We start from the raw sequence: 19,403 nt of genomic DNA, 5'->3' as shown, positions 1-19,403 counted from the left end.
ACCTCTTACTGCTTCAGTTTGGGATCGAGCGCGTCACGCAGACCGTCACCCATCAGGTTAAATGCCAGCACCGTCAGCAGAATCGCCAGCCCCGGGAAGGTCACGACCCACCAGGCGCTTTGCGCGAACTGCAATACGTCAGAGAGCATGGTGCCCCATTCCGGCGTAGGCGGCTGTGCGCCCATCCCCAGGAAGCCGAGGGCAGCCATATCGAGAATGGCGTTAGAGAAGCCCAGTGACGCCTGCACGATCAGCGGCGCAAGGCAGTTCGGGAAAATATTGACGAACATCTGACGCATCGCGCCTGCGCCCGCCACACGGGAGGCAGTCACATAATCACGGTTCACCTCTACCAGAACCGCCGCGCGGGTTAAGCGGACGTAGTGCGGCAGCGCCACAAACGTCAACGCCAGCGCCGCGTTGCCGATGGAGGGACCGAAGATCGCCACCAGCACCAGCGCCAGCAGCAGGCTCGGCAGGGCCAGCATAATATCGACCACGCGCATGATGATGTTATCGACCAGACCGCCGAAGTAACCCGCGACCAGGCCGAGAATAATCCCCATTACCAGCGACAGGACGACCACCAGACAGCCGACCAGCAGCGACAAACGCGCGCCATACATCAGGCGCGAGAGGACATCGCGACCAACATCATCCGTTCCCAGAATATGCGCCCAACTGCCGCCTTCCTGCCAGACCGGCGGCGCCAGCAGCGCATCGCGGAACTGCTCTGCCGGGTTGTACGGCGCAATAAAGTTGGCAAACACCGCAATCAGGATCACGATGAGAACATACGCCAGCCCGACGACCGCGCCTTTATTGCGTTTGAAATAGTGCCAGAACTCCCGCAATGGCGTCATGGGCGCCGGTGCGGCATTAACATTATTTTCAGTAACCTGTGACATGATGGCCCCTTACTTCTTATGCCGAATACGCGGGTTCACCACGCCGTACAGCAGGTCTACCAGCAGGTTGACGAGAATAATCATCGTCGCTACCAGTAACACGCCGCCCTGCACTACCGGATAATCGCGACGTTGCAGCGCATCGATCAGCCAGCGTCCCAGACCGGGCCACGAGAAGATAGTTTCTGTCAGAATCGCGCCTGCCAGCAGCGTCCCGACCTGCAGGCCGATCACGGTGACGACTGGCAGCATGGCGTTACGCAGAGCATGGACGATAATGACGCGCATCCTGGTCAACCCTTTGGCGCGTGCGGTACGGATGTAATCCTCCCCCAGCACTTCCAGCATCGACGAACGGGTCATACGCACAATGACGGCCAGAGGGATTGTGCCGAGCACCATCGCAGGCAGGATCATATGCGCCAGCGCATCAATAAAGTTACCCTCTTCGCCCCAGATAGCGGTGTCGATCAGCATAAAGCCCGTCAACGGATTGGTATCATCAAGGAACACCATATCGCTCACGCGCCCGGAAACCGGCGTCAGGTTCCAGTGGACGGAGACCAGCATGATCAGCATCATGCCCCACCAGAAGATAGGCATAGAGTAACCGGTCAGCGCCAGGCCAACGGCAGTGTGATCGAAGATAGAACCGCGCTTCACTGCGGCCAGCACGCCCACCGGAATCCCCACGGCGACGGCAAAAATCATGGCGCAGACGCCAAGCTCCAGCGTCGCTTTAAAGCGAGGCACGAACTCGTCCCACACGGGGATTCGACTTTTCAGCGAGATGCCTAAATCGCCATGCATCACCCCCCAGATATAATGGAGGTACTGCTGCCACATCGGTTTATCAAGACCGAGTTCAGCCAGCAGTTGAGCATGACGCTCAGGGGAAATACCTCGCTCACCCGCCATGATCATCACCGGATCGCCGGGGATCATGTGGACAAAGGCAAAGGTGAGAAGGGTAATACCGATAAACGTCGGGATAACGAGTCCCAAACGTCGGAGAATGAACTGCAACATAACCCGAATTCTCTCTCATGACCCACGGCCTGGAACCGTGAGTCTGTATTGCTCACAAATCTTATCCCACGCAAACTGCATCGCGGATAAAGCATTACGCCGGATGGCGCTGCGCTTATCCGGCCTACACAACACCGGGGCGCAGCGCTCTTTTAATTATTCGACAGAGACGTTTTCGAAGTGATGTTTGCCTAATGGATCAACCACATAGCCTTTAACTTCTTTACGCACTGGCTCATAAACCGTGGAGTGAGCGATGATCAGCGCTGGCGCCTGGTCATGCATCACAACCTGGGCCTGTTTATAGAGTTCAATACGCTTGTTGTGGTCATCGGTCGCACGCGCAGGCTGAATCAGGTCTTCAAACGGCTTGTAGCACCATTTTGAATAGTTGGAGCCTTGCTGGGCGGCATCGCAGCTGAACAGCGTGGCGAAGAAGTTATCCGGATCGCCATTATCGCCGGTCCAGCCCATCATCACCGTCTGGTGCTCGCCATCTTTAGCGCGCTTGAGGTATTCGCCCCATTCATAGGTGACAATTTTGGCCTGAACGCCAATCTTCGCCCAGTCCGCCTGGATCATTTCCGCCATACGACGCGCATTCGGGTTATAGGGACGCTGTACCGGCATCGCCCACAGATCGATGGTGAAGCCTTTTTCCAGACCGGCTTCTTTCAGCAGCGCCTTCGCTTTTTCCGGATCGTAGCCGTAGTCTTTAATATCGTCGTTGTAGCCCCACATCGTCGGCGGGATCAGGTTTTTCGCCGCAACGCCCGCGCCCTGATAAACGGCTTTGATGATGGCCTCTTTATTCACGGCATAGGTCAACGCCTGGCGAACTTTGACATCATCCAGCGGTTTTTTCTGCACGTTATAGGAGAGATAACCCACGTTCAGACCGGCCTGCTCCATCAGGTTGATGTTTTTATCTTCTTTCATGCGCGCAATATCCGCCGGGTTCGGATACGGCATCACCTGACATTCGTTCTTCTGCAGTTTGGCGTAACGCACAGAGGCGTCAGGCGTGATGGAGAAGACCAGACGGTCAATCTGCGGCTTCGTGCCCCAGTAGCCGTCAAAGGCTTTGTAGAGAATGCGGGAGTCTTTCTGATATTGCACCAGTTGGAACGGGCCAGTGCCGACCGGATTCAGATCCACTTTTTCCGGCGTACCGGCTTTCAGCATGTTGTCAGCATATTCTTTGGAAAGAATAGAGGCGAAGTCCATGGCTAAATCGGCAAGGAACGGCGCTTCCGGACGCGTCAGCACAAACTGCACCGTGTGATCGTCTACCTTCTTCACTTCGCTAATCAGATCCGGCAGCCCCATGCCTTCAAAGTATTCATAGCTGCCGCCAGACACTTTATGGTACGGGTTCTGCTCGTTTTTCTGCCGGTCAAAAGAGAACACGACATCATCGGCGTTCAGCTCGCGCGTGGGTTTGAAATCCTTGCTGGATTGCCATTTCACCCCTTTACGTAGGTGGAACGTATAGGTTTTACCGTCTTCGCTGATATCCCACTTCTCAGCAAGACCCGGGATCACTTCCGTGGTGCCGGTTTTGAATTCAACCAGACGGTTATAGATAGGTACGGAGCTGGCATCATAGGTGGTGCCAGACGTAAAGAGCTGTGGGTTAAAGCCTTCCGGCGAGCCTTCTGAACAATAAACCAGGGTTTTGGCCTGCACGCTTGCTGCAACGGTCATGGCCACCAGGCTCAAACCAAGCTTCAGCATCCCTGACTTCTTCAAGGAAATACTCATTCTTCTGCTCCAATTGTGATGTATGTTGTTTTGCCCTTTGCAAAGGCTTTTACCGCCCGGCCTTTTTTGTTTTTTACCTGGTCAGGTCAGTAGTGAGAGGTGGGGATTCCGTTCGCATAATCGACTGAGTTGCAGTGCGGATTCTCCATAAAATGCCCCTCATTCCCTACAATCTGTCAATAGAATGTCAAAACGTCAATACAGGTAACCAGCTTTTACAACAACGGTGAGAATTAACAAACAAAGATTAAAAAAAGTTCAGAACGGTATTTTCAGCAGGGAAATTTGTGCTATGGCCAGAAAGGCAGAGTTATTCACTTAATATTTTGCAACAGTTAGTGATTAACAATTAGCCATTAATTGAAAAATTTCTTTCGATATGTTGATTATCTGAGCGATTAATACCACTAACGCTAAAACGCACAGGCGAAAATGCTGAGGTTATCCATAAGCCGTGTGCAAAAAGAGTGATCCGGACATTGAAAAACACCATCGAATATGTCACAAAATTGTAAATAAGTAGGCCGTCGTGCGGCCTACCACGATCACAAAAACTAACTTTTGACCCTGGCCTGCGTGCGCTTTTCGCTCCAGTTAAACAACGAGTTCACCAGAATCGCCGTCAACGTCCCCGCTGCCATGCCGTTGCCAAAGACCATCTGTACGCCCGCCGGGAAATTCTGATACAGGCCGGGTACCAGTATAGGTAGCATTCCCATGGCCAGCCCCATCGCCAGCGCGTAGGTTTTACCCGGCGTATGCAGTGGCTCACGCGCAATCATATCAATGCCGATGACCCCGATAATGCTGAAGACAATCACCGCCGTACCGCACACCACCGAACCTGGCAGACAGGTCGCCAGACGTACCAGCGGCGCGAATATGGCAATCAGGATTAACAATCCTCCGGCAGCCGCAGTCACGAAACGCGATTTCACATTAGTGGTGCGTACCACCCCAATATTTTCGCCGGAGGTGATAATTAAGGAGGTGCCAAAAATCCCCCCCAGCAGCGACATTACCGCATCACCACGAATGGTACGTGGAATCGCCTGCTGCACATTTTGCGTGGAATTGACTATTTCCGCGGTCGCAATCGTTTGCCCGGTTGCTTCAGCCATAGAGATGACCGCGTAAATCAGCAACGGCAGCGAGGCGGAGAGATCAAAAATCGGCCAGCCGAACGGCAAAAGCTGTGGGAAACTAAACAGCGGCCCGTGACCAACACCGCTAAAATCGGTGCTGCCCAGCGCCATTCCCAGCAACGTTCCCGCTAAAAGGCCGAACATCACCGCCAGCTGGCGCAAAATACCGCTAAACGCCAGCGCGAAAATCAGCGTTATCAGGATAGTCCCCAGCGATAAAATGATACTGGTTGGATGAGCGAAGTCGGCGCTCCCTGGCTGGCCAATGATCAACCCGCCGTACAGGCGAATAAGGTTAATCGACACCATTAGCAGCATGATGCCAATGATAAAGGGGGGAAAATGGTGCAGGCAGCGGCGGAAAATCGGCAACGCGATAAAGTAGAACAGCGAGGTCAGAATTACGGCGCCAATCGCGGTCTGGATATTGGTCTGTAAAGCGATCGCAACGAAAATCGCAATCGGCGCGCCCCCCGGTACCATAATAAACGGCAAACGCGCGCCCACCCCTTTCACACCCAGGCTTTGCAGAATAGCGCCCAGACCGCACATCAGAAAGGTCGCGCTAAGTACCGAGGCGGTCACCGTATCGGTAAAGTGGAGCGCTTTGGCAATCAGAAAGACGGAGGTAATGGGGGTGGCGGCAACGACCAGCACATGCTGAAGCGCCAAAAGTAAGGTGGTTTGCCAGGGTAATGCATCGTTATCCGGCGTAGTAAGGCCAGGTTGCGGCATGATTAACTCCCATAAAACATCAAAAAAATAACCGCCAGCGCGGGCTGGCGGTCTGCATTATTTCAACCAACTAATGGCATCAGCGGCATAGCGATGCGCACGGAAGGCGCTGTTCTGTTTTCCAGGAATAATGCCTTTACTGAGGTGCTCCGGATATTCATTAAAGAACGGAATGATATATTCCCATACCGTTTCGCCTTCCGGGGTAACTTCAAACAGGCGGCCAAACGCCGATTCACAGATAAAGGTGTTGCCGTTCGCCAGCCGCTGCGCGCTCCCCATATACGGCGAGAAAAACGCCGGCGGGAAGATATCGCGATACTGCCAGGTAATCGCTTTGGTCTGCGGATCGAACTCCAGCACCGTGGAATGCGGCGAGGTGACGCCGGGACGCAGGTTGCCGTTATCGAAAACCAGAATCGACCCGTTCTCCATCTCAACCGGCGTGTGCTGCTGCGCTACCACTTCCGGCCCTGCATGCCAGATAACCTTCCCGCTCTCTTTATCCACGGCAATGACGCCGGAAGTGGTACGCAGGCTCATCAGTACCAGGCCATCACGGGTGACGGACAGGCCGTTAATCATCGGCCAGTGGCGGCGGTCGAAAATATCATGAATCGGGAAATCTTCCGGATTCAAATGCTCCCAGGCACGCCATTCCCACACCACTTCACCGTCGCGATTGACCTCTTTGACGACGTCGCTCTGAATGATGCCGTCCGGCGCATCGCGGCGCGGGTCGCCGCCGGTAACACGGGCGGCGATATCGGCAGGCAACGGCGACGCGGCGGTATACAGCAGATTACCGTTCGCCAACCATTGCGCATCATGGTGATGGTAAATATCTTCGTAATGCCAGACGATTTCGTTATCCGGCGTCACTTCGTAGAAGTCGCCGCCGTGCCAGAGATCCCACGCCGGATAGAGGTTCGCTGAAGTGCGGTGGCTGCCGTTATAACCCAGATTACCGTTCGGCAGCAGCACCGCATCACGCCCGGCGCGAACCGGAAGCTGCCACTGATGCGCGACTTCGCCCTGCTCGTCCACCAGGTAAACCCGCCCTTCGGCGGTTTGCGGCGCAAAAAGCGTATAGCCGCCAAAGCTCTTCGCCTTATCAGCGTAGATAAGGCCCGCCGGACGGCGTCCAAGGGTAAAAGTCGAGTCCTGAGTTAAGTGTGCCACATCGCCTCCTGAGGAATAAATTTGCGCCAAAATACCCCATTAAAACGTTTTAATGAAGAGTTTTTTACGATCCTCACTGAAAAAAAGCAAACGTTACCGTCTGGTAAATATGCTACCCTGTGCGCAAATTTTCGCAGGTCAGGAAGCAGATGGCTGTTCAAAATAAAAAACGCGCAAAGTTGATTGATGTTGCCCGCTATGCAGGTGTGTCGCCAGGGACAGTATCCAATGCATTGCACAACACTCGCTTTGTCGAGCCGCAGACGCGACGGCGTATTGAAGAGGCCATTGCTGCGCTCAACTACACGCCGAATATTCGCGCCCGCCAGTTGCGAACCGGCAAAACTAATACCATTGCTTTGCTCTCTTCGGTGCCGCTGGCGATTGCCTCCGGCGCGTCACGACTGGGATTTATGATGGAGGTGGCATTAACGTCCGCGATGATGGCGCTGGAAAAGCAGCATGCGCTGATTCTGGTGCCGCCGGGGGCAAATCCACTGGATGCCGTCAGCTTTGACGCGGCGATCCTGATTGAGCCGGCGGAGAACGACCCGCAGCTCCAGGCGCTGGCGCAAGCGGGCATTCCCTGCGTCACCATTGGCCGCACGCCGGGCACCGACACGCCTGTGCCGTGGGTTGAGCTGCACTCGGCGGCAACAGCACAGCTTCTGCTAACGCATCTGGAGGCCTCCGGCGCCAGCAAATGTGCGTTATTTGTCGGTAACACACGGCGAACATCAGTTCTGGAGAGCGAAGCGGCTTACCAGCGCTGGTGCGCGGGGCGCCAGGACCCCGTCGTCTACTCTCTCAATGAAAGCGAGGGTGAAAATGCCGGCTACCAGGCCGCGCAGCAGCTATTACAGGCGCATCCCGACGTTGACGGCATGCTGGTGCTGATCGATACCTTTGCCAGCGGCGCGGTACGCGCTTTTCAGGAACAAGACATCGCCATACCTGAACAAATACGGGTGGTTACTCGCTATGACGGTATCCGCGCGCGCGAATCGCTGCCGCCGCTGACGGCAGTGAATATGCATCTTGATGAGGTGGCCCGACAGGCAATCACGCTATTATTTGATTTGCTGGCGGGCAAGAAGGTCAGCCACAGCGACGGGATCATGCCTGAACTGGTCGTGCGGTCGTCAACCTGCCGGTGATAGAGGATGGCTCGCCCTGCGGGCCGTTGCTGACGCAACGTTCTCTCGCTTCGCTCGGGTCGAACCTCTTGCCCCCGGAGGTTCTCATCCTCGTCAGGCTTCAGATACAAAGAAACCCTGCTCGTTGAGCAGGGTTTCTGAATTTGGTCGGTGATAGAGGATTCGAACCTCCGACCCCTTCGTCCCGAACGAAGTGCGCTACCAGGCTGCGCCAATCACCGAATGCGGGCGCATCTTACTGCTCAGGCGCACGCCCGTCAATCCCTTAGTCGCAAAATACAATTCAATCGGCGAGAAAGTCGGCAGACAACCTACTTCGCGGCGACTTTCTGCGCATCGGGAATATGGCACCAGTTGTTGTTCTGGTTAATGCCGCCATTCGGCGATGTATACCCCAGGCAGCCCATTATCGTATCGTACAGTTCCACATGACGACGCGGCACTTTGATCTCCGCCTGCTGTTTCAGGTGAGCGAACATCTGCGCATGTTGCGGACTGGCAAGATATTTATCCGACATCCATACCAGCATCGGAACACGGAATTGCTCCGGCGGCGCCATATTGCGCGGCGTACCGTGCAAATGTTCGCGTTCGTTAATCGACTCGCCGTGGTCAGCCGCGTAGAACACAATCGCTTTTTTATCACGTAGCTGATCGAACACACTGGTAATAAAGTGATCCACATAGGTCACGGAGTTATCGTAAGAGTTGATCATCTGCGCTTTCGTGCAGCCGCTATCGACCCCAATACATTCGGGCTTCCACTGAGCGTAGCTGCGCGGATAACGTTGCGTATAGTTAAAATGCGACCCCTTAGTATGCAGGATAATCAGATGCTTACCCTCCGGGTTCTGGGCAAGCGAGTTCTGCATCTCATCAATCAACAGCATGTCATCAACCGTTTTACCACGGTTACGCGGCTCGGCGCCGATCTGCTCGCGGTAGGAGATATTATCCGCCATGGTATTGCTATAGAACCACATCTCGCTCTGCATGGCGTACAGATCGGAACTGAATCCGAGCTGTTTGAGTACGGCAAAAACATTCTGCTCTTTTAAGGTACGCTGCGGGTTATTATCCGCCCCGCCTTCCCGTACAAACATACAGCGTAAAGAAAGCTTCGTCGCGGTATCGCAAGAATAGCCGCGGAACGCCGCCAGATTTTTTTCCTGCGCCAGCTTCGGCGTGGTATTACGCTCGTAGCCGAAAATCCCCATGTGATCCCAACGGGTCGTCTCACCGATAATGAAAACAACGTAGGTGTCATCCCCATCCTTCGGCGCAACATAGGTAAATTTCCTGGCCGGGTTTATTAACGAATTATTGTCCGACGACTCATCTACCTGCGCCCAGGCATACAGCCCTAACGCAGATAACCAGTTTGAAGGCAGATAGGAGTTCGCCACCACGCCGCCATAGCTGGGTAAGTCGATGCCTGTCGCCCGTTCAACCTTTTTTTGCTGTATATCCAGCAGGCGGATAGGCGCCCACACCATTACGCCTGCGAGTACCACTACAGCGGCGCTGCGAAAACGCTGCCCCGGCGTACGTAGCTGGCGCAACAACGTGTAGCGACAGTGGTTACTCCAGATAAAGATGAGCGGAAGCACGCTCACGGCAATCAGCCACAATACGAAGTGCAGCCCCACCACCTCTTTCGAGAGATCGATATCGGTGGTCATAACAGACGCAATAATGCCGTAGCCAATCACCACGTTCAGGAAGGTCATGTAATAACTGGCGCCAGCGGAAAACAGCACCACCAGCGTGGCCAGCACGCGCCAGACGCGTCGGCCAAACAGTGAAAGAAGACGAAGTAAGAAGAAAGTGACCAGCACCGTGGCGCCAAGTTCGACAACTGCGGAAAGGCCTTTCCAAATGGTAAATTCTTGCGCATAACTGCCGAAACGGCGGTAAAACACGGCGCAATTCATAAACAGACCGATATAGAGCGCAAGCAAGAAACTAAGTTTCTGTTGCGTCATCGATTTAATGTATCTCATGCAAACAAACCCTGGGAATCGGGATAAAAACGACCTGTACAACGATTCTGTAATCAAACAGGTAAATATGCGGCTAACGCAGATGTGAGAAAGTCTACCAGCGCGGCTAAGTAGACCACAGGAAGCGCAAAAAGTGTCTATAGAGAATGTGATTGACCTATATATTTTTGTAAATATATAGACAGGGTATTAGCTGAACTTCTAATAAGTCCAGGTGGCGGTTTATCCTGTTAAAACCTGGCGCTCACCCCCAGGGTATACAAATAATCGCTATCCGTAGCGCTATTTTCCGCCTGGGAAAACGCCGCATACGCTGCCATGTGCGGGTTAAGTAACACGTCCGCGCCCACGGTGACATCCAGCCAGTTTCCCGCCTGATTTCCTGCGGTCATACGACTCAACCCGGACTGAGCTTTCCAGATATTTTCCCCAAACTGTTGGTTATAGCTGATTTGCGCCCAGGGACGGACATCGCCGAACTGCGAGTTTACCCGCCAGCCTAACGTACTGACGCTGGCGTGCCATAACGGATCGGTAAGCGCTAATGTCGTCGCGCTATCGCCATATTCGTTATACATTGATGACGTCGAACCGTCGTAATGCAGCGCCGCGACCGGCCCAGTGGTTACGCGTCGGGAAAGCGGAAAATTCCAGCCCATACTGATACCGCTGGTCGCATCAAGCGGGGTTTCATCCGCCAGGCTAAGCACCGGACCCACCGTATTTTGCGTAGACTGAATACGTTCGGCCAGTATGTCGTTGTAATTCGGTTGGTGATCGCTGTCCCAGGTATAGCGTTCCGTCGTATGCCCCGGAGCCGCTTCAGCGATATATTCTTGTTGCCAGGCATACGTGGTATTGATAAAAAACGAGCAGGCCATAAGGCCCGCCAGACAACGCAATGTCCGGCGACCACGGCGTTTTCTTACAATCATCAACGCGACTCCAGAGTAGAGCCGAATTCGGCGATATTATTGTCATTGAATGAAGGATGTCGGGCATCAGCCCTGTATTAACTATTGTCCTTTTAGCGGGCCCGTCAAGGCGGGTTGAAGGAAATTTTCGCGGTAACCACAATAACGAGGAAGTCTATGCAGCGTTGCGACTGGGTCAGCCAGGACCCCCTTTATATTGCCTATCATGATAACGAGTGGGGCGTACCGGAAACTGACAGCAGAAAGCTGTTTGAAATGATCTGTCTTGAAGGTCAACAGGCCGGTTTATCCTGGATCACCGTGCTTAAAAAGAGGGAGAACTACCGCGCCTGTTTTCATCAGTTTGACCCGGTACGCATCGCAGCTATGCAGGAGGAGGATGTTGAACGCCTGCTGCAGAACACAGGCATCATACGACATCGCGGTAAAATTCAGGCCATTATCAGTAACGCCCGCGCCTGGCTTGCGATGGAGCAAAACGGCGAGTCTTTCGCCGATTTTGTCTGGTCATTCGTTGATGGCCAGCCGCAGATCACCCAGGCGGCCAGCCTGGATAAGATCCCCACCTCAACACCTGCGTCCGATGCGCTTGCTAAGGCATTGAAAAAACGCGGTTTCAAGTTTGTCGGTACGACTATCTGTTACTCCTTTATGCAGGCGTGCGGACTGGTCAACGACCATATTACCGGCTGTTTTTGCCATCCGGGAGAAAAACATGATTCGCAAATCCCAGAGTGAAGACATGGCGTCTATTCTGGCGCTGTGGATGAAAAGTACCATTTATGCCCATCCCTTTATCGAAGAACGTTACTGGCACGAGAGCGAAGCAATTGTACGCGACGTCTATTTACCCGCCGCGCAAACCTGGGTATGGGAGGAAAATGGACAACTGAAAGGCTTCGTCAGCGTACTGGAAGCCCGTTTTGTCGGGGCGCTGTTTGTCGCCCCCGACGCGTTAAGACACGGCATTGGCAAAGCGCTTCTGGAATATGTCCAGCAACGTTTTCCTCTGCTGAGCCTTGAGGTTTACCAGAAAAATCAATCCGCCGTAAACTTCTACCATGCGCTTGGTTTTCGTATTGAAGATAGCGCCTGGCAGGAGGATACCGCCCACCCCACCTGGATTATGAGTTGGCAGGCGGATCAAACGCCGTAAGCGGTAGCGCCGGGCCGGTATATTTCTCAAACCAGACCAGCGCGGTGTTGCCCGCACAACCGTTCCCCAGCCGGGAACTGGGAAGATCTTTTGTCAGGACGTTTACCGCGCCGTTTTTGCATATGCCGCCTGCGGTAGGTTCAGGGTCTGGCCATGCGCCTTCGTGAATACAGATAACGCCAGGCCGAATTCCGTCGGTAACGACCGCGCCCGCCAGAACCTGCCCGCGATGATTCCAGACGCGTACCGTATCGCCATCGACGATTCCGCGCGTTGTCGCATCCTGCGGATGAATCGTCACCGGTTCGCGTCCGGCTACCGCATACCGCTCCCGTAACGAACTGTAGTTAAGCTGGCTATGCAGACGGTGCGCCGGATGCGCGGAAAGTAGCTGAACCTGCCCCGCATCGGCGTTCCCGTGCCACTCATCCGGCGCCAGCCACATCGGATGACCGGGACAATCCGCATAACCATAGCTGGCAATGCGCGCAGAATAGATTTCGATTTTGCCACTGGCCGTTTTTAGCGGATGGTTATCAGGATCGCGGCGAAAATCCGCGAAGCGCACAAACTGCGCGTTGGCGGGATTTTCCGGCATCTCCAGTAAACGGTTAGCCTGCCAGAATGCGGCAAACGGCGGCAGCGTCACCCCCTGGCTGGCGCCACGCTGGGCGGCAATATTGTAGAAAGTCTCCAGCCACGCCAGCTCGCTTTTTCCTTCGGTGAACCGAGCGTAACCGCCGGCTTCCCACCGTTCGCTCAGTTCAGCAAAAACGTCAAAATCATTCCGCGCCTCCCACCGGGGCGACACGACCTGCTTCATCGGCGCCAAATGCTGATTGCTATAGTCGCCGGTCATGGTTAAATCGTTACGCTCATAGCTGGTGGTCGCAGGCAGAACAATATCCGCGTGTTTCGCGGCGGCCGTCCAGAAACATTCCGAGATAACGACCAGTTCCGGTTTTTGCCACGCGCGAATCAGACGGTTGGTATCCTGATGATGGGTAAAGTTCGCGCCGCCCGCCCACCAGATAAAACGAATATCCGGGAAGCGGCGATCCATCCCATTGTGTTGGTAAAACCCACCGGGGTTTTCCAGCGCCTCGACAATACGCGCCACCGGTATTTTATCTACCGCATCGACCCCGCCAGGGATGCTTCCCTGCATCGACGCTAACACGGCGGCGCGGCGCGTCGGGTTTCCGCCGTTAGCAAAATGATAAGAAAAACCAAACCCGCCGCCAGGCGTACCAATTTGCCCCAGCATTGCGGCCAGCGTAACGATCATCCAGTGCTTTTGCTCGCCGAACTGCTGACGCTGCATTCCCCAACCGGCCATCAACATGGTGGTGTTATGATGAAATATTTCCGCCAGTTCGCGGATTTTCACCGCAGAAACGCCGCAAATTTTCGCCGCCCATTCCGCTGTTTTGGCCGTACCGTCGGTCGTGCCCAAAAGATAGTCGGCGAAGCGGTCATAACCCGTCGTGCAGCGGGCAAGGAACGTTTCATCCTGCCAACCGTTTTCCACCAGCGTATGGGCGATCCCCAGCATTAACGCTACATCGGTGCCCATATGTGGGGCGATCCACTCCATCTTATCGCCAAAAAAGTCGACGCTTTCCGATCGCATCGGATCGATGCAGATCAGGCGCTTGCCGCTTTGTCGCAACGCCGCAAAATAGTCGAGCCCCTGTTCATCCGAGGCATTCCAGGCAATTTTCAGAGTATTCAGCGGGTTCGCGCTCCAGAGCACCACCACCTCGCTATGTTCCAGCACCACCGGCCAGCTAGTCTGCTGCTGGTAAACCTCGTTGCCACCCACCACATAAGGCATGATAGCCTGCGCCGCGCCGGTGGAATAATCGCCAAGATGGCCGGTATACCCTCCCGCCAGCGCCATGTAACGCTGCAATAGTGTAGCCGCTTTATGCAATACGCCGTTCGAACGCCAACCGTAGGAGCCGGCGAAGATGGACGATGGCCCATAACTTTCGCGAATACGTTTGTGCTGAGCGTGGATCAGGTCCAGCGCGTCATCCCAACTTACGCGAACAAACTCATCCTGCCCGCGTATGCCTTGCGGCTTATCGGGAGAAGCCAGGAACCCTTTACGCACCATCGGGAAGCGAACCCGCGTTTTACTGTGCACCTGGTCATGCACAACGGTTTGCAGGGAGTTCTGGTGTGCCGTCGGGAGTTCGCCATACGAGGCAAAAATGCGTTCTCCGTCGGTTTCAACGCGGACTGGCCCCCAGTGTGCGGCGGTCAATACCGAATGACGCGATGGTGCGTGGGTCAAGGTTCGCTCCTGAATTATTGGGATTATTTATTTTGCCGATCAATGTTACTTACAAATTTCAGAGTTTTCCCTGGAATTTTCTTCATGTGCAGACGTCATAATCAACCGCCACGGTCGCTGTGGTAAAAATAAAAAAGTGATAAGGATTTAAGATGAAAAAACGTGTATTTGTGATTGCTGCCATCGTGAGCGGCGCCTTGGCAGTATCTGGCTGCACAACAAACCCTTACACCGGCGAACGCGAAGCAGGTAAATCCGGCATTGGCGCGGGTATTGGATCGCTGGTCGGCGCAGGCATCGGCGCGCTCTCCTCCTCCAAAAAAGATCGCGGTAAAGGCGCGCTGATTGGCGCGGCGGCTGGCGCGGCGCTGGGCGGCGGCGTGGGTTACTACATGGACGTACAGGAAGCGAAACTGCGTGACAAAATGCGGGGCACAGGCGTTAGCGTGACGCGAAGCGGCGATAATATCATTCTGAATATGCCGAATAATGTCACCTTCGACAGCAGCAGCGCGACGCTGAAACCGGCAGGCGCTAACACGCTGACCGGCGTGGCGATGGTGCTGAAAGAGTATCCCAAGACCGCCGTCAATGTGGTGGGCTACACCGACAGTACCGGTAGCCACGATCTGAATATGCGTCTGTCGCAGCAGCGTGCTGACTCCGTCGCCAGTTCGCTGATCACCCAGGGCGTCGACGCCAGCCGTATCCGTACCAGCGGAATGGGTCCGGCGAACCCGATCGCCAGCAACAGTACGGCAGAAGGTAAGGCGCAAAACCGCCGCGTCGAAATTACCTTGAGTCCATTGCAGTAAACGACAGTACCGGGTAAGGCGGCATGCTTTACCCGGCCTGCATTACTCCCTCGCCATTCCTTCTCCAGACCGGATACACGTCGCATTACTCGGTATTCATTCATTATTTACCACGACACGGCTGCCGACAACGGGAAAATCGGCTGGTCGATGATGGCTAAGCGGGTTAATAATAAGCCTGTTCCGGTTGGCGCATGCCGCGCTTACCTTTTGATTTACGGAGAGTCGCATGAAGCCGTCCATCATTCTCTACAAAACCCTGCCTGATGATTTGCTGCATCGCCTGGAGGCGCATTTTACCGTCACCCTGGTACCGAACCTGCATCCGGAAACGGTAGCGCGACACGCGCAGGCATTTGCCAGCGCGCAAGGCCTTCTGGGCGCCAGCGAAACCGTTAACCGCGCGCTGCTGGAAAAAATGCCGGCGCTACGCGCGGCGTCAACCATCTCGGTGGGATACGATAATGTCGAGGTGGACGCCCTTACTGCCCGCAAAATAGTCCTGATGCACACGCCTACCGTTTTGACGGAAACCGTTGCCGATACGGTGATGGCATTGATGCTGGCCACTGCCCGCCGCGTGGTGGACGTCGCAGAACGGGTTAAGGCGGGTGAATGGACAGAAAGCATTGGCCCGGCGTGGTTTGGCGTCGATGTCCATCACAAAACGCTCGGTATCGTTGGGATGGGGCGTATCGGGATGGCGCTGGCGCAGCGAGCGCACTTTGGGTTTACCATGCCGGTTCTCTATCACGCCCGTCGGCGGCATCAGGAGGCGGAAGACCGGTTTAACGCCCGCTACTGCGATCTGGATACGTTATTGCAGGAGGCTGATTTTGTCTGCGTGATCCTGCCGCTAACGACAGAAACGCGACATCTGTTTGGCACAACACAGTTTGCCAGAATGAAATCGTCCGCCATTTTTATTAATGCCGGACGCGGCCCGGTGGTCGATGAAAACGCGCTGATTGCCGCGCTGCAAAACGGTGAAATATATGCGGCAGGTCTGGATGTCTTTGAGCATGAACCGCTATCTGTGGATTCCCCCCTGCTGAACATGTCTAATGTCGTCGCGGTGCCGCATATTGGCTCGGCAACGCATGAGACGCGCTACAACATGATGGCCTGTGCGGTGGATAATTTGATTGATGCGCTGCAGGGAAAAATAGAGAAGAACTGCGTCAATCCGCAGGCGGCGGGATAACGCTACAGGCCCGATAAGCGCTGGCTTGCGCTTATCGGGCAGACTGTCATTACTGGGTCGCGTTTACCGCCGCCGTCCAGGCCTGATTAAACGCCTGATGCTGCGAGGCCAACGGCCCAATCAACGCATTATATTGGCTGGCCTGCTGTGAGGTCGGGAACTGAATGCCGTTCGCGACAAAGCTCACCTGCTCGCCCTGTTGCGCAATATAATCGCCCACTTGTACCAACTGCTGCGTAAAGATCTGCGCCGCCGGGATCAGCGGCTGCAAAGCATCTGCTGGCACGGTGACTACTTTTTTGTAGACCTGATCAAACACAGGTTTCAGGTCATCGGCCTGCTTTAACGCGCCATGCGCAGCATCAGCCTGCAGTTTTGCATTCTGCAACTGTTGCGCCAGCACGCCTAACGAACCATTTGCCTGCCGCAGCGGCTCGCGTTGCGTCATATAATCCTGCGGAACGCGGATGGCGTTAACGCTATCGACCACCGGGCGCAGACCGGAATCCATCGCCTGGTTTACCTGCTGCGAGTAGCCATACAGTATCGCGTAATCAGACACGAACGGACCAAACTGTTTTTTCTGATCGGCCGTCAGCGTTGGTAAACGCTCTCCGCTACGCATTGCTGTATTCTGCAGGAAATCGACAAACGCTTTGCGCTGATCGCCTTCTTTATCAAAACACCCGCTCAGGCTAAACACCATTAATAACGCCACAACAGGCGCAAACCAGCGAGAGCAGGACTTACCTGTCGCCATTGTTAATACTCCTTTCACCCAAAAATGCGCACAACGACACCTGCGTGCCTGACGGCTTACAAGGATAGTCCAGGTCAGGCTTGCAGGATACCCTTTCCACGCGATCTTGTAGCGGAAAATTATGTTTATCTGCATCAATGCTTAATTTGTTATTTTATTGTTAATTTTTGGCCTGACACTGCGATAAAAAACGCGGCAAGAAAGCTTTCCAGCGGGCGATGTAATATTTTTTTAATCTTTACAATTATTTTCTGAAAGACGGATATATCTTCCTGGATCAAATTGTTAGCGTCCTAAAAGTCGCGTAGCGTAAGGCATCGAAACGAATCGATAGCGCTTCCTGGCGGCGCGTCGCCCCCCACCCGCAAGTTTCCCGACTATTCTTAAGAGGCTTCGATGCATTTCACGATCCCGCTGTGTGATTTACAGGAGTTCTCAATGGAATATAAAGATCCGATGTTTGAGCTGCTGAGCAGCCTGGAACAAATTGTTTTTAAAGATGAAACGCGAAAGATCACCCTGACGCAAAAACCCAATCCTTTTACCGAATTTGAACAGTTACGGAGAGGAACGGGACTAAAAACAGATGAATTCGCCAGAGCGCTGGGCGTAACGGTTGCCATGGTTCAGGAATGGGAATCGAAACGCGAAAAACCCACGCCAGCAGAGCTCAAATTGATGCGCCTGATACAGGCGAACCCACGCTTAAGTAAGCAATTGATGGAGTAATTTTTACCATTTTCTGTTTTAACGGTCCTGCGTAAGGACCGTTTTCCCCGCCTGATTCCTGGCCTGGAGAAATAAAGTAAAATAAAAGTTGCATCGCCCGGCATTACATGAGTTAATGTGCTCAACGGTTTGACGTACAGACCATTAAAGCAGTTTAGTAAGGCAAGTCCCTTCAAGAGTTATCCATTAGATACCCCTCGTAGTGCGCATTTCCTTAACGCTTAAAAAATCTGTAAAGCACGCCATAACGCCGAAAGGCACACTTATTTTTTAAAAGGTAATACACTATGTCCGGTAAAATGACTGGTATCGTAAAATGGTTCAACGCTGATAAAGGCTTCGGCTTTATTACTCCTGATGACGGTTCTAAAGACGTGTTCGTACACTTCTCCGCTATTCAGAACGATGGTTACAAATCTCTGGACGAAGGTCAGAAAGTTTCCTTCACCATCGAAAGCGGCGCTAAAGGCCCGGCAGCTGGCAACGTAACCAGCCTGTAAGCTTAAAAAGCTCAGAATTTTGAATCCCTGCCTGATGGCGGGGATTTTTTTTATTCCAATTCCCCCCTCTCCCCCCAGCATAACTTTGCATTACTTTACCCTGTGTCCCTTTGACCTTTCCCTTAGGGGAACCCCTATAGTAGGCAAGGAGATTGTTCACAAGGAATTGAAGTTATGTCGAAATCATCATGGTTATTACTTTTGGGTTTATGCGCCAGCGGCTCCGCGCTTGCGGCATCCTCAGAATCCGCTTTTCTGGCGCAACATGGGCTGGCGGGAAAAACGGTTGAGCAGATCGTGGATTCGATTGATCAGACGCCGCAGAGCCGTCCTTTGCCTTACTCCGCGTCGATTACCAGTACCGAGCTCAAATTATCTGACGGAGAGCAGATTTATACGCTGCCGTTAGGCGACAAATTCTATCTCTCTTTTGCGCCCTATGAATGGCGGACACACCCCTGTTTTAACCACAGCCTTTCCGGCTGTCAGGGAGAAATGCCGAATAAACCGTTCACTGTAAAAGTGACAGACAGTAAAGGCGCTGTCATCGTACAAAAAGAGATGCAAAGCTATCGGAACGGATTTATCGGTGTTTGGTTACCGCGCAATATGGAAGGGACGCTGGAAGTAAGCTACAACGGTAAAACGGCGTCACATGCCATTGCCACCAAAGATGACAGCCAGACCTGTCTGACGGAATTACCATTACGTTAAAAAAATGCCCGATAACATAATGGGTTATCGGGCCTACAAAGCGCCAACAAGATAAAATTAACAGGGTGCCTTGAGAATGCATAACGCCACAAGAATGACGGAAGTGGCCTCACTTTGTACTGACCCCAAAAAAGTTGGACAGATTAACCGAGGCATCAGAGAAAGAGTCCATTTAATACATGGGCTCTTTTTTGTTTCTGGCTATAACTAAATAACATTGTCCGCAATCGAATTATCCATTCCGTTGCTTTCTTGCATCACGCGGATTCCTGTCTCATCAATATTTTGTTCGTCGTATTCTTCCTGAATTTAACCTTAGACGTTCTACCAAATTATCGCTTATAGCGATTTGAACATAACAGTCT

General features: G+C 53.6%; 17 protein-coding genes, 1 tRNA gene and 1 other RNA gene. 8 read left to right on the top strand and 11 right to left on the bottom strand.

All coding sequences use genetic code 11. The features are described from left to right. Positions 1-5: 5 nt before the first annotated feature. From dppC to NA197_RS11465, 5 genes are all read right to left on the bottom strand, one after another. Positions 6-908 (bottom strand): dipeptide ABC transporter permease DppC, encoded by a 903-nt coding sequence (gene dppC / locus NA197_RS11485; protein ID WP_000084690.1) that lies wholly within the window; start codon positions 906-908, stop codon positions 6-8. Between the two features lie 9 nt (positions 909-917). Next, positions 918-1,937 (bottom strand): dipeptide ABC transporter permease DppB, encoded by a 1,020-nt coding sequence (gene dppB, locus NA197_RS11480; protein WP_000938843.1) that lies wholly within the window; start codon positions 1,935-1,937, stop codon positions 918-920. A gap of 156 nt (positions 1,938-2,093) precedes the next feature. Then, positions 2,094-3,701, bottom strand: a complete 1,608-nt coding sequence (gene dppA / locus NA197_RS11475; protein WP_000028047.1) for a dipeptide ABC transporter periplasmic-binding protein DppA — start codon at positions 3,699-3,701, stop codon at positions 2,094-2,096. Between the two features lie 554 nt (positions 3,702-4,255). After that, positions 4,256-5,581, bottom strand: coding sequence for a uracil-xanthine permease family protein (locus tag NA197_RS11470; protein ID WP_001136076.1), 1,326 nt, complete (start codon positions 5,579-5,581; stop codon positions 4,256-4,258). A gap of 57 nt (positions 5,582-5,638) precedes the next feature. Further along, positions 5,639-6,763, bottom strand: coding sequence for an aryl-sulfate sulfotransferase (locus NA197_RS11465; RefSeq protein WP_023232382.1), 1,125 nt, complete (start codon positions 6,761-6,763; stop codon positions 5,639-5,641). Between the two features lie 149 nt (positions 6,764-6,912). Here NA197_RS11465 and NA197_RS11460 point away from each other — a divergent pair, with 149 nt between their 5' ends. Then, positions 6,913-7,920: a LacI family DNA-binding transcriptional regulator gene (locus tag NA197_RS11460; RefSeq protein WP_064043468.1), complete on the top strand. Its 1,008-nt coding sequence runs from the start codon at positions 6,913-6,915 to the stop codon at positions 7,918-7,920. Here the strand turns inward: NA197_RS11460 and NA197_RS11455 are convergent. The 4 genes from NA197_RS11455 to NA197_RS11440 all read right to left on the bottom strand — a co-directional run bounded on the left by NA197_RS11455 (position 7,911) and on the right by NA197_RS11440 (position 10,858). Then, positions 7,911-8,029, bottom strand: a non-coding RNA gene (locus tag NA197_RS11455) — RtT sRNA. The genes NA197_RS11460 and NA197_RS11455 overlap by 10 nt on opposite strands. Positions 8,030-8,064: 35 nt before the next feature. After that, positions 8,065-8,141 (bottom strand) — tRNA-Pro (locus NA197_RS11450). 90 nt (positions 8,142-8,231) lie between these two features. Continuing rightward, entirely contained in the window at positions 8,232-9,923 is a 1,692-nt protein-coding gene (eptB, locus tag NA197_RS11445; RefSeq protein ID WP_001269258.1) for a kdo(2)-lipid A phosphoethanolamine 7''-transferase, read from the bottom strand. 230 nt (positions 9,924-10,153) lie between these two features. Next, positions 10,154-10,858, bottom strand: a complete 705-nt coding sequence (locus NA197_RS11440) for an autotransporter outer membrane beta-barrel domain-containing protein (RefSeq protein WP_000637073.1) — start codon at positions 10,856-10,858, stop codon at positions 10,154-10,156. A 156-nt stretch (positions 10,859-11,014) separates the two neighbouring features. Between NA197_RS11440 and tag the strand changes: the two genes are divergently transcribed. Beyond that, positions 11,015-11,596, top strand: coding sequence for a DNA-3-methyladenine glycosylase I (gene tag / locus NA197_RS11435; protein WP_001188418.1), 582 nt, complete (start codon positions 11,015-11,017; stop codon positions 11,594-11,596). Beyond that, the gene (locus NA197_RS11430) at positions 11,574-12,014 is read left to right on the top strand and encodes an N-acetyltransferase (protein ID WP_000619902.1); all 441 of its coding nucleotides are present in this window, start codon (positions 11,574-11,576) and stop codon (positions 12,012-12,014) included. Before tag ends, NA197_RS11430 begins: the two co-directional genes overlap by 23 nt. Here the strand turns inward: NA197_RS11430 and NA197_RS11425 are convergent. Next, positions 11,983-14,316 carry a molybdopterin guanine dinucleotide-containing S/N-oxide reductase gene (locus NA197_RS11425; RefSeq protein ID WP_064043469.1) on the bottom strand — a complete coding sequence of 778 codons (2,334 nt, stop codon included), beginning with the start codon at positions 14,314-14,316 and terminating at the stop codon, positions 11,983-11,985. The genes NA197_RS11430 and NA197_RS11425 overlap by 32 nt on opposite strands. Before the next feature lie 152 nt (positions 14,317-14,468). Between NA197_RS11425 and NA197_RS11420 the strand changes: the two genes are divergently transcribed. Together NA197_RS11420 and ghrB are read left to right on the top strand one after the other, a co-directional pair. Then, the gene (locus NA197_RS11420; RefSeq protein ID WP_000747548.1) at positions 14,469-15,131 is read left to right on the top strand and encodes an OmpA family lipoprotein; all 663 of its coding nucleotides are present in this window, start codon (positions 14,469-14,471) and stop codon (positions 15,129-15,131) included. A gap of 229 nt (positions 15,132-15,360) precedes the next feature. Beyond that, positions 15,361-16,335: a glyoxylate/hydroxypyruvate reductase GhrB gene (gene ghrB / locus NA197_RS11415; protein WP_023258358.1), complete on the top strand. Its 975-nt coding sequence runs from the start codon at positions 15,361-15,363 to the stop codon at positions 16,333-16,335. A 49-nt stretch (positions 16,336-16,384) separates the two neighbouring features. Here the strand turns inward: ghrB and NA197_RS11410 are convergent, their stop codons facing one another. Further along, the gene (locus NA197_RS11410) at positions 16,385-17,095 is read right to left on the bottom strand and encodes a DUF3053 domain-containing protein (RefSeq protein WP_000190524.1); all 711 of its coding nucleotides are present in this window, start codon (positions 17,093-17,095) and stop codon (positions 16,385-16,387) included. Positions 17,096-17,533: 438 nt separating this feature from the next. Between NA197_RS11410 and NA197_RS11405 the strand changes: the two genes are divergently transcribed. The 3 genes from NA197_RS11405 (at position 17,534) to cueP (ending at position 19,038) form a co-directional block, all read left to right on the top strand. Continuing rightward, entirely contained in the window at positions 17,534-17,824 is a 291-nt protein-coding gene (locus NA197_RS11405) for an HTH-type transcriptional regulator (RefSeq protein WP_000455790.1), read from the top strand. Positions 17,825-18,111: 287 nt separating this feature from the next. Continuing rightward, the gene (gene cspE / locus NA197_RS11400; protein ID WP_000014594.1) at positions 18,112-18,324 is read left to right on the top strand and encodes a transcription antiterminator/RNA stability regulator CspE; all 213 of its coding nucleotides are present in this window, start codon (positions 18,112-18,114) and stop codon (positions 18,322-18,324) included. A gap of 174 nt (positions 18,325-18,498) precedes the next feature. Then, positions 18,499-19,038 (top strand): copper-binding periplasmic metallochaperone CueP, encoded by a 540-nt coding sequence (gene cueP, locus NA197_RS11395; protein WP_064043470.1) that lies wholly within the window; start codon positions 18,499-18,501, stop codon positions 19,036-19,038. Positions 19,039-19,403: the final 365 nt, after the last annotated feature.

The sequence above is a fragment of the Salmonella sp. NW884 genome (assembly GCF_051700745.1).
In the GTDB taxonomy this organism is placed as follows: domain Bacteria; phylum Pseudomonadota; class Gammaproteobacteria; order Enterobacterales; family Enterobacteriaceae; genus Salmonella; species Salmonella enterica.
The sequence above is the reverse complement of the archived record's forward strand: the minus strand, read 5'-3'. Positions and strand labels throughout refer to the sequence as shown.

What these genes read in the sequence shown, in the direction of transcription:
- dppC (WP_000084690.1), bottom strand. Translation starts at nt 908, where the DNA reads ATGTCACAGGTTACTGAAAATAATGTTAATGCCGCACCGGCGCCCATG.
- dppB (WP_000938843.1), bottom strand. Translation starts at nt 1,937, where the DNA reads ATGTTGCAGTTCATTCTCCGACGTTTGGGACTCGTTATCCCGACGTTT.
- dppA (WP_000028047.1), bottom strand. Translation starts at nt 3,701, where the DNA reads ATGAGTATTTCCTTGAAGAAGTCAGGGATGCTGAAGCTTGGTTTGAGC.
- NA197_RS11470 (WP_001136076.1), bottom strand. Translation starts at nt 5,581, where the DNA reads ATGCCGCAACCTGGCCTTACTACGCCGGATAACGATGCATTACCCTGG.
- NA197_RS11460 (WP_064043468.1), top strand. Translation starts at nt 6,913, where the DNA reads ATGGCTGTTCAAAATAAAAAACGCGCAAAGTTGATTGATGTTGCCCGC.
- eptB (WP_001269258.1), bottom strand. Translation starts at nt 9,923, where the DNA reads ATGAGATACATTAAATCGATGACGCAACAGAAACTTAGTTTCTTGCTT.
- NA197_RS11440 (WP_000637073.1), bottom strand. Translation starts at nt 10,858, where the DNA reads ATGATTGTAAGAAAACGCCGTGGTCGCCGGACATTGCGTTGTCTGGCG.
- tag (WP_001188418.1), top strand. Translation starts at nt 11,015, where the DNA reads ATGCAGCGTTGCGACTGGGTCAGCCAGGACCCCCTTTATATTGCCTAT.
- NA197_RS11430 (WP_000619902.1), top strand. Translation starts at nt 11,574, where the DNA reads ATGATTCGCAAATCCCAGAGTGAAGACATGGCGTCTATTCTGGCGCTG.
- NA197_RS11420 (WP_000747548.1), top strand. Translation starts at nt 14,469, where the DNA reads ATGAAAAAACGTGTATTTGTGATTGCTGCCATCGTGAGCGGCGCCTTG.
- ghrB (WP_023258358.1), top strand. Translation starts at nt 15,361, where the DNA reads ATGAAGCCGTCCATCATTCTCTACAAAACCCTGCCTGATGATTTGCTG.
- NA197_RS11410 (WP_000190524.1), bottom strand. Translation starts at nt 17,095, where the DNA reads ATGGCGACAGGTAAGTCCTGCTCTCGCTGGTTTGCGCCTGTTGTGGCG.
- NA197_RS11405 (WP_000455790.1), top strand. Translation starts at nt 17,534, where the DNA reads ATGGAATATAAAGATCCGATGTTTGAGCTGCTGAGCAGCCTGGAACAA.
- cspE (WP_000014594.1), top strand. Translation starts at nt 18,112, where the DNA reads ATGTCCGGTAAAATGACTGGTATCGTAAAATGGTTCAACGCTGATAAA.
- cueP (WP_064043470.1), top strand. Translation starts at nt 18,499, where the DNA reads ATGTCGAAATCATCATGGTTATTACTTTTGGGTTTATGCGCCAGCGGC.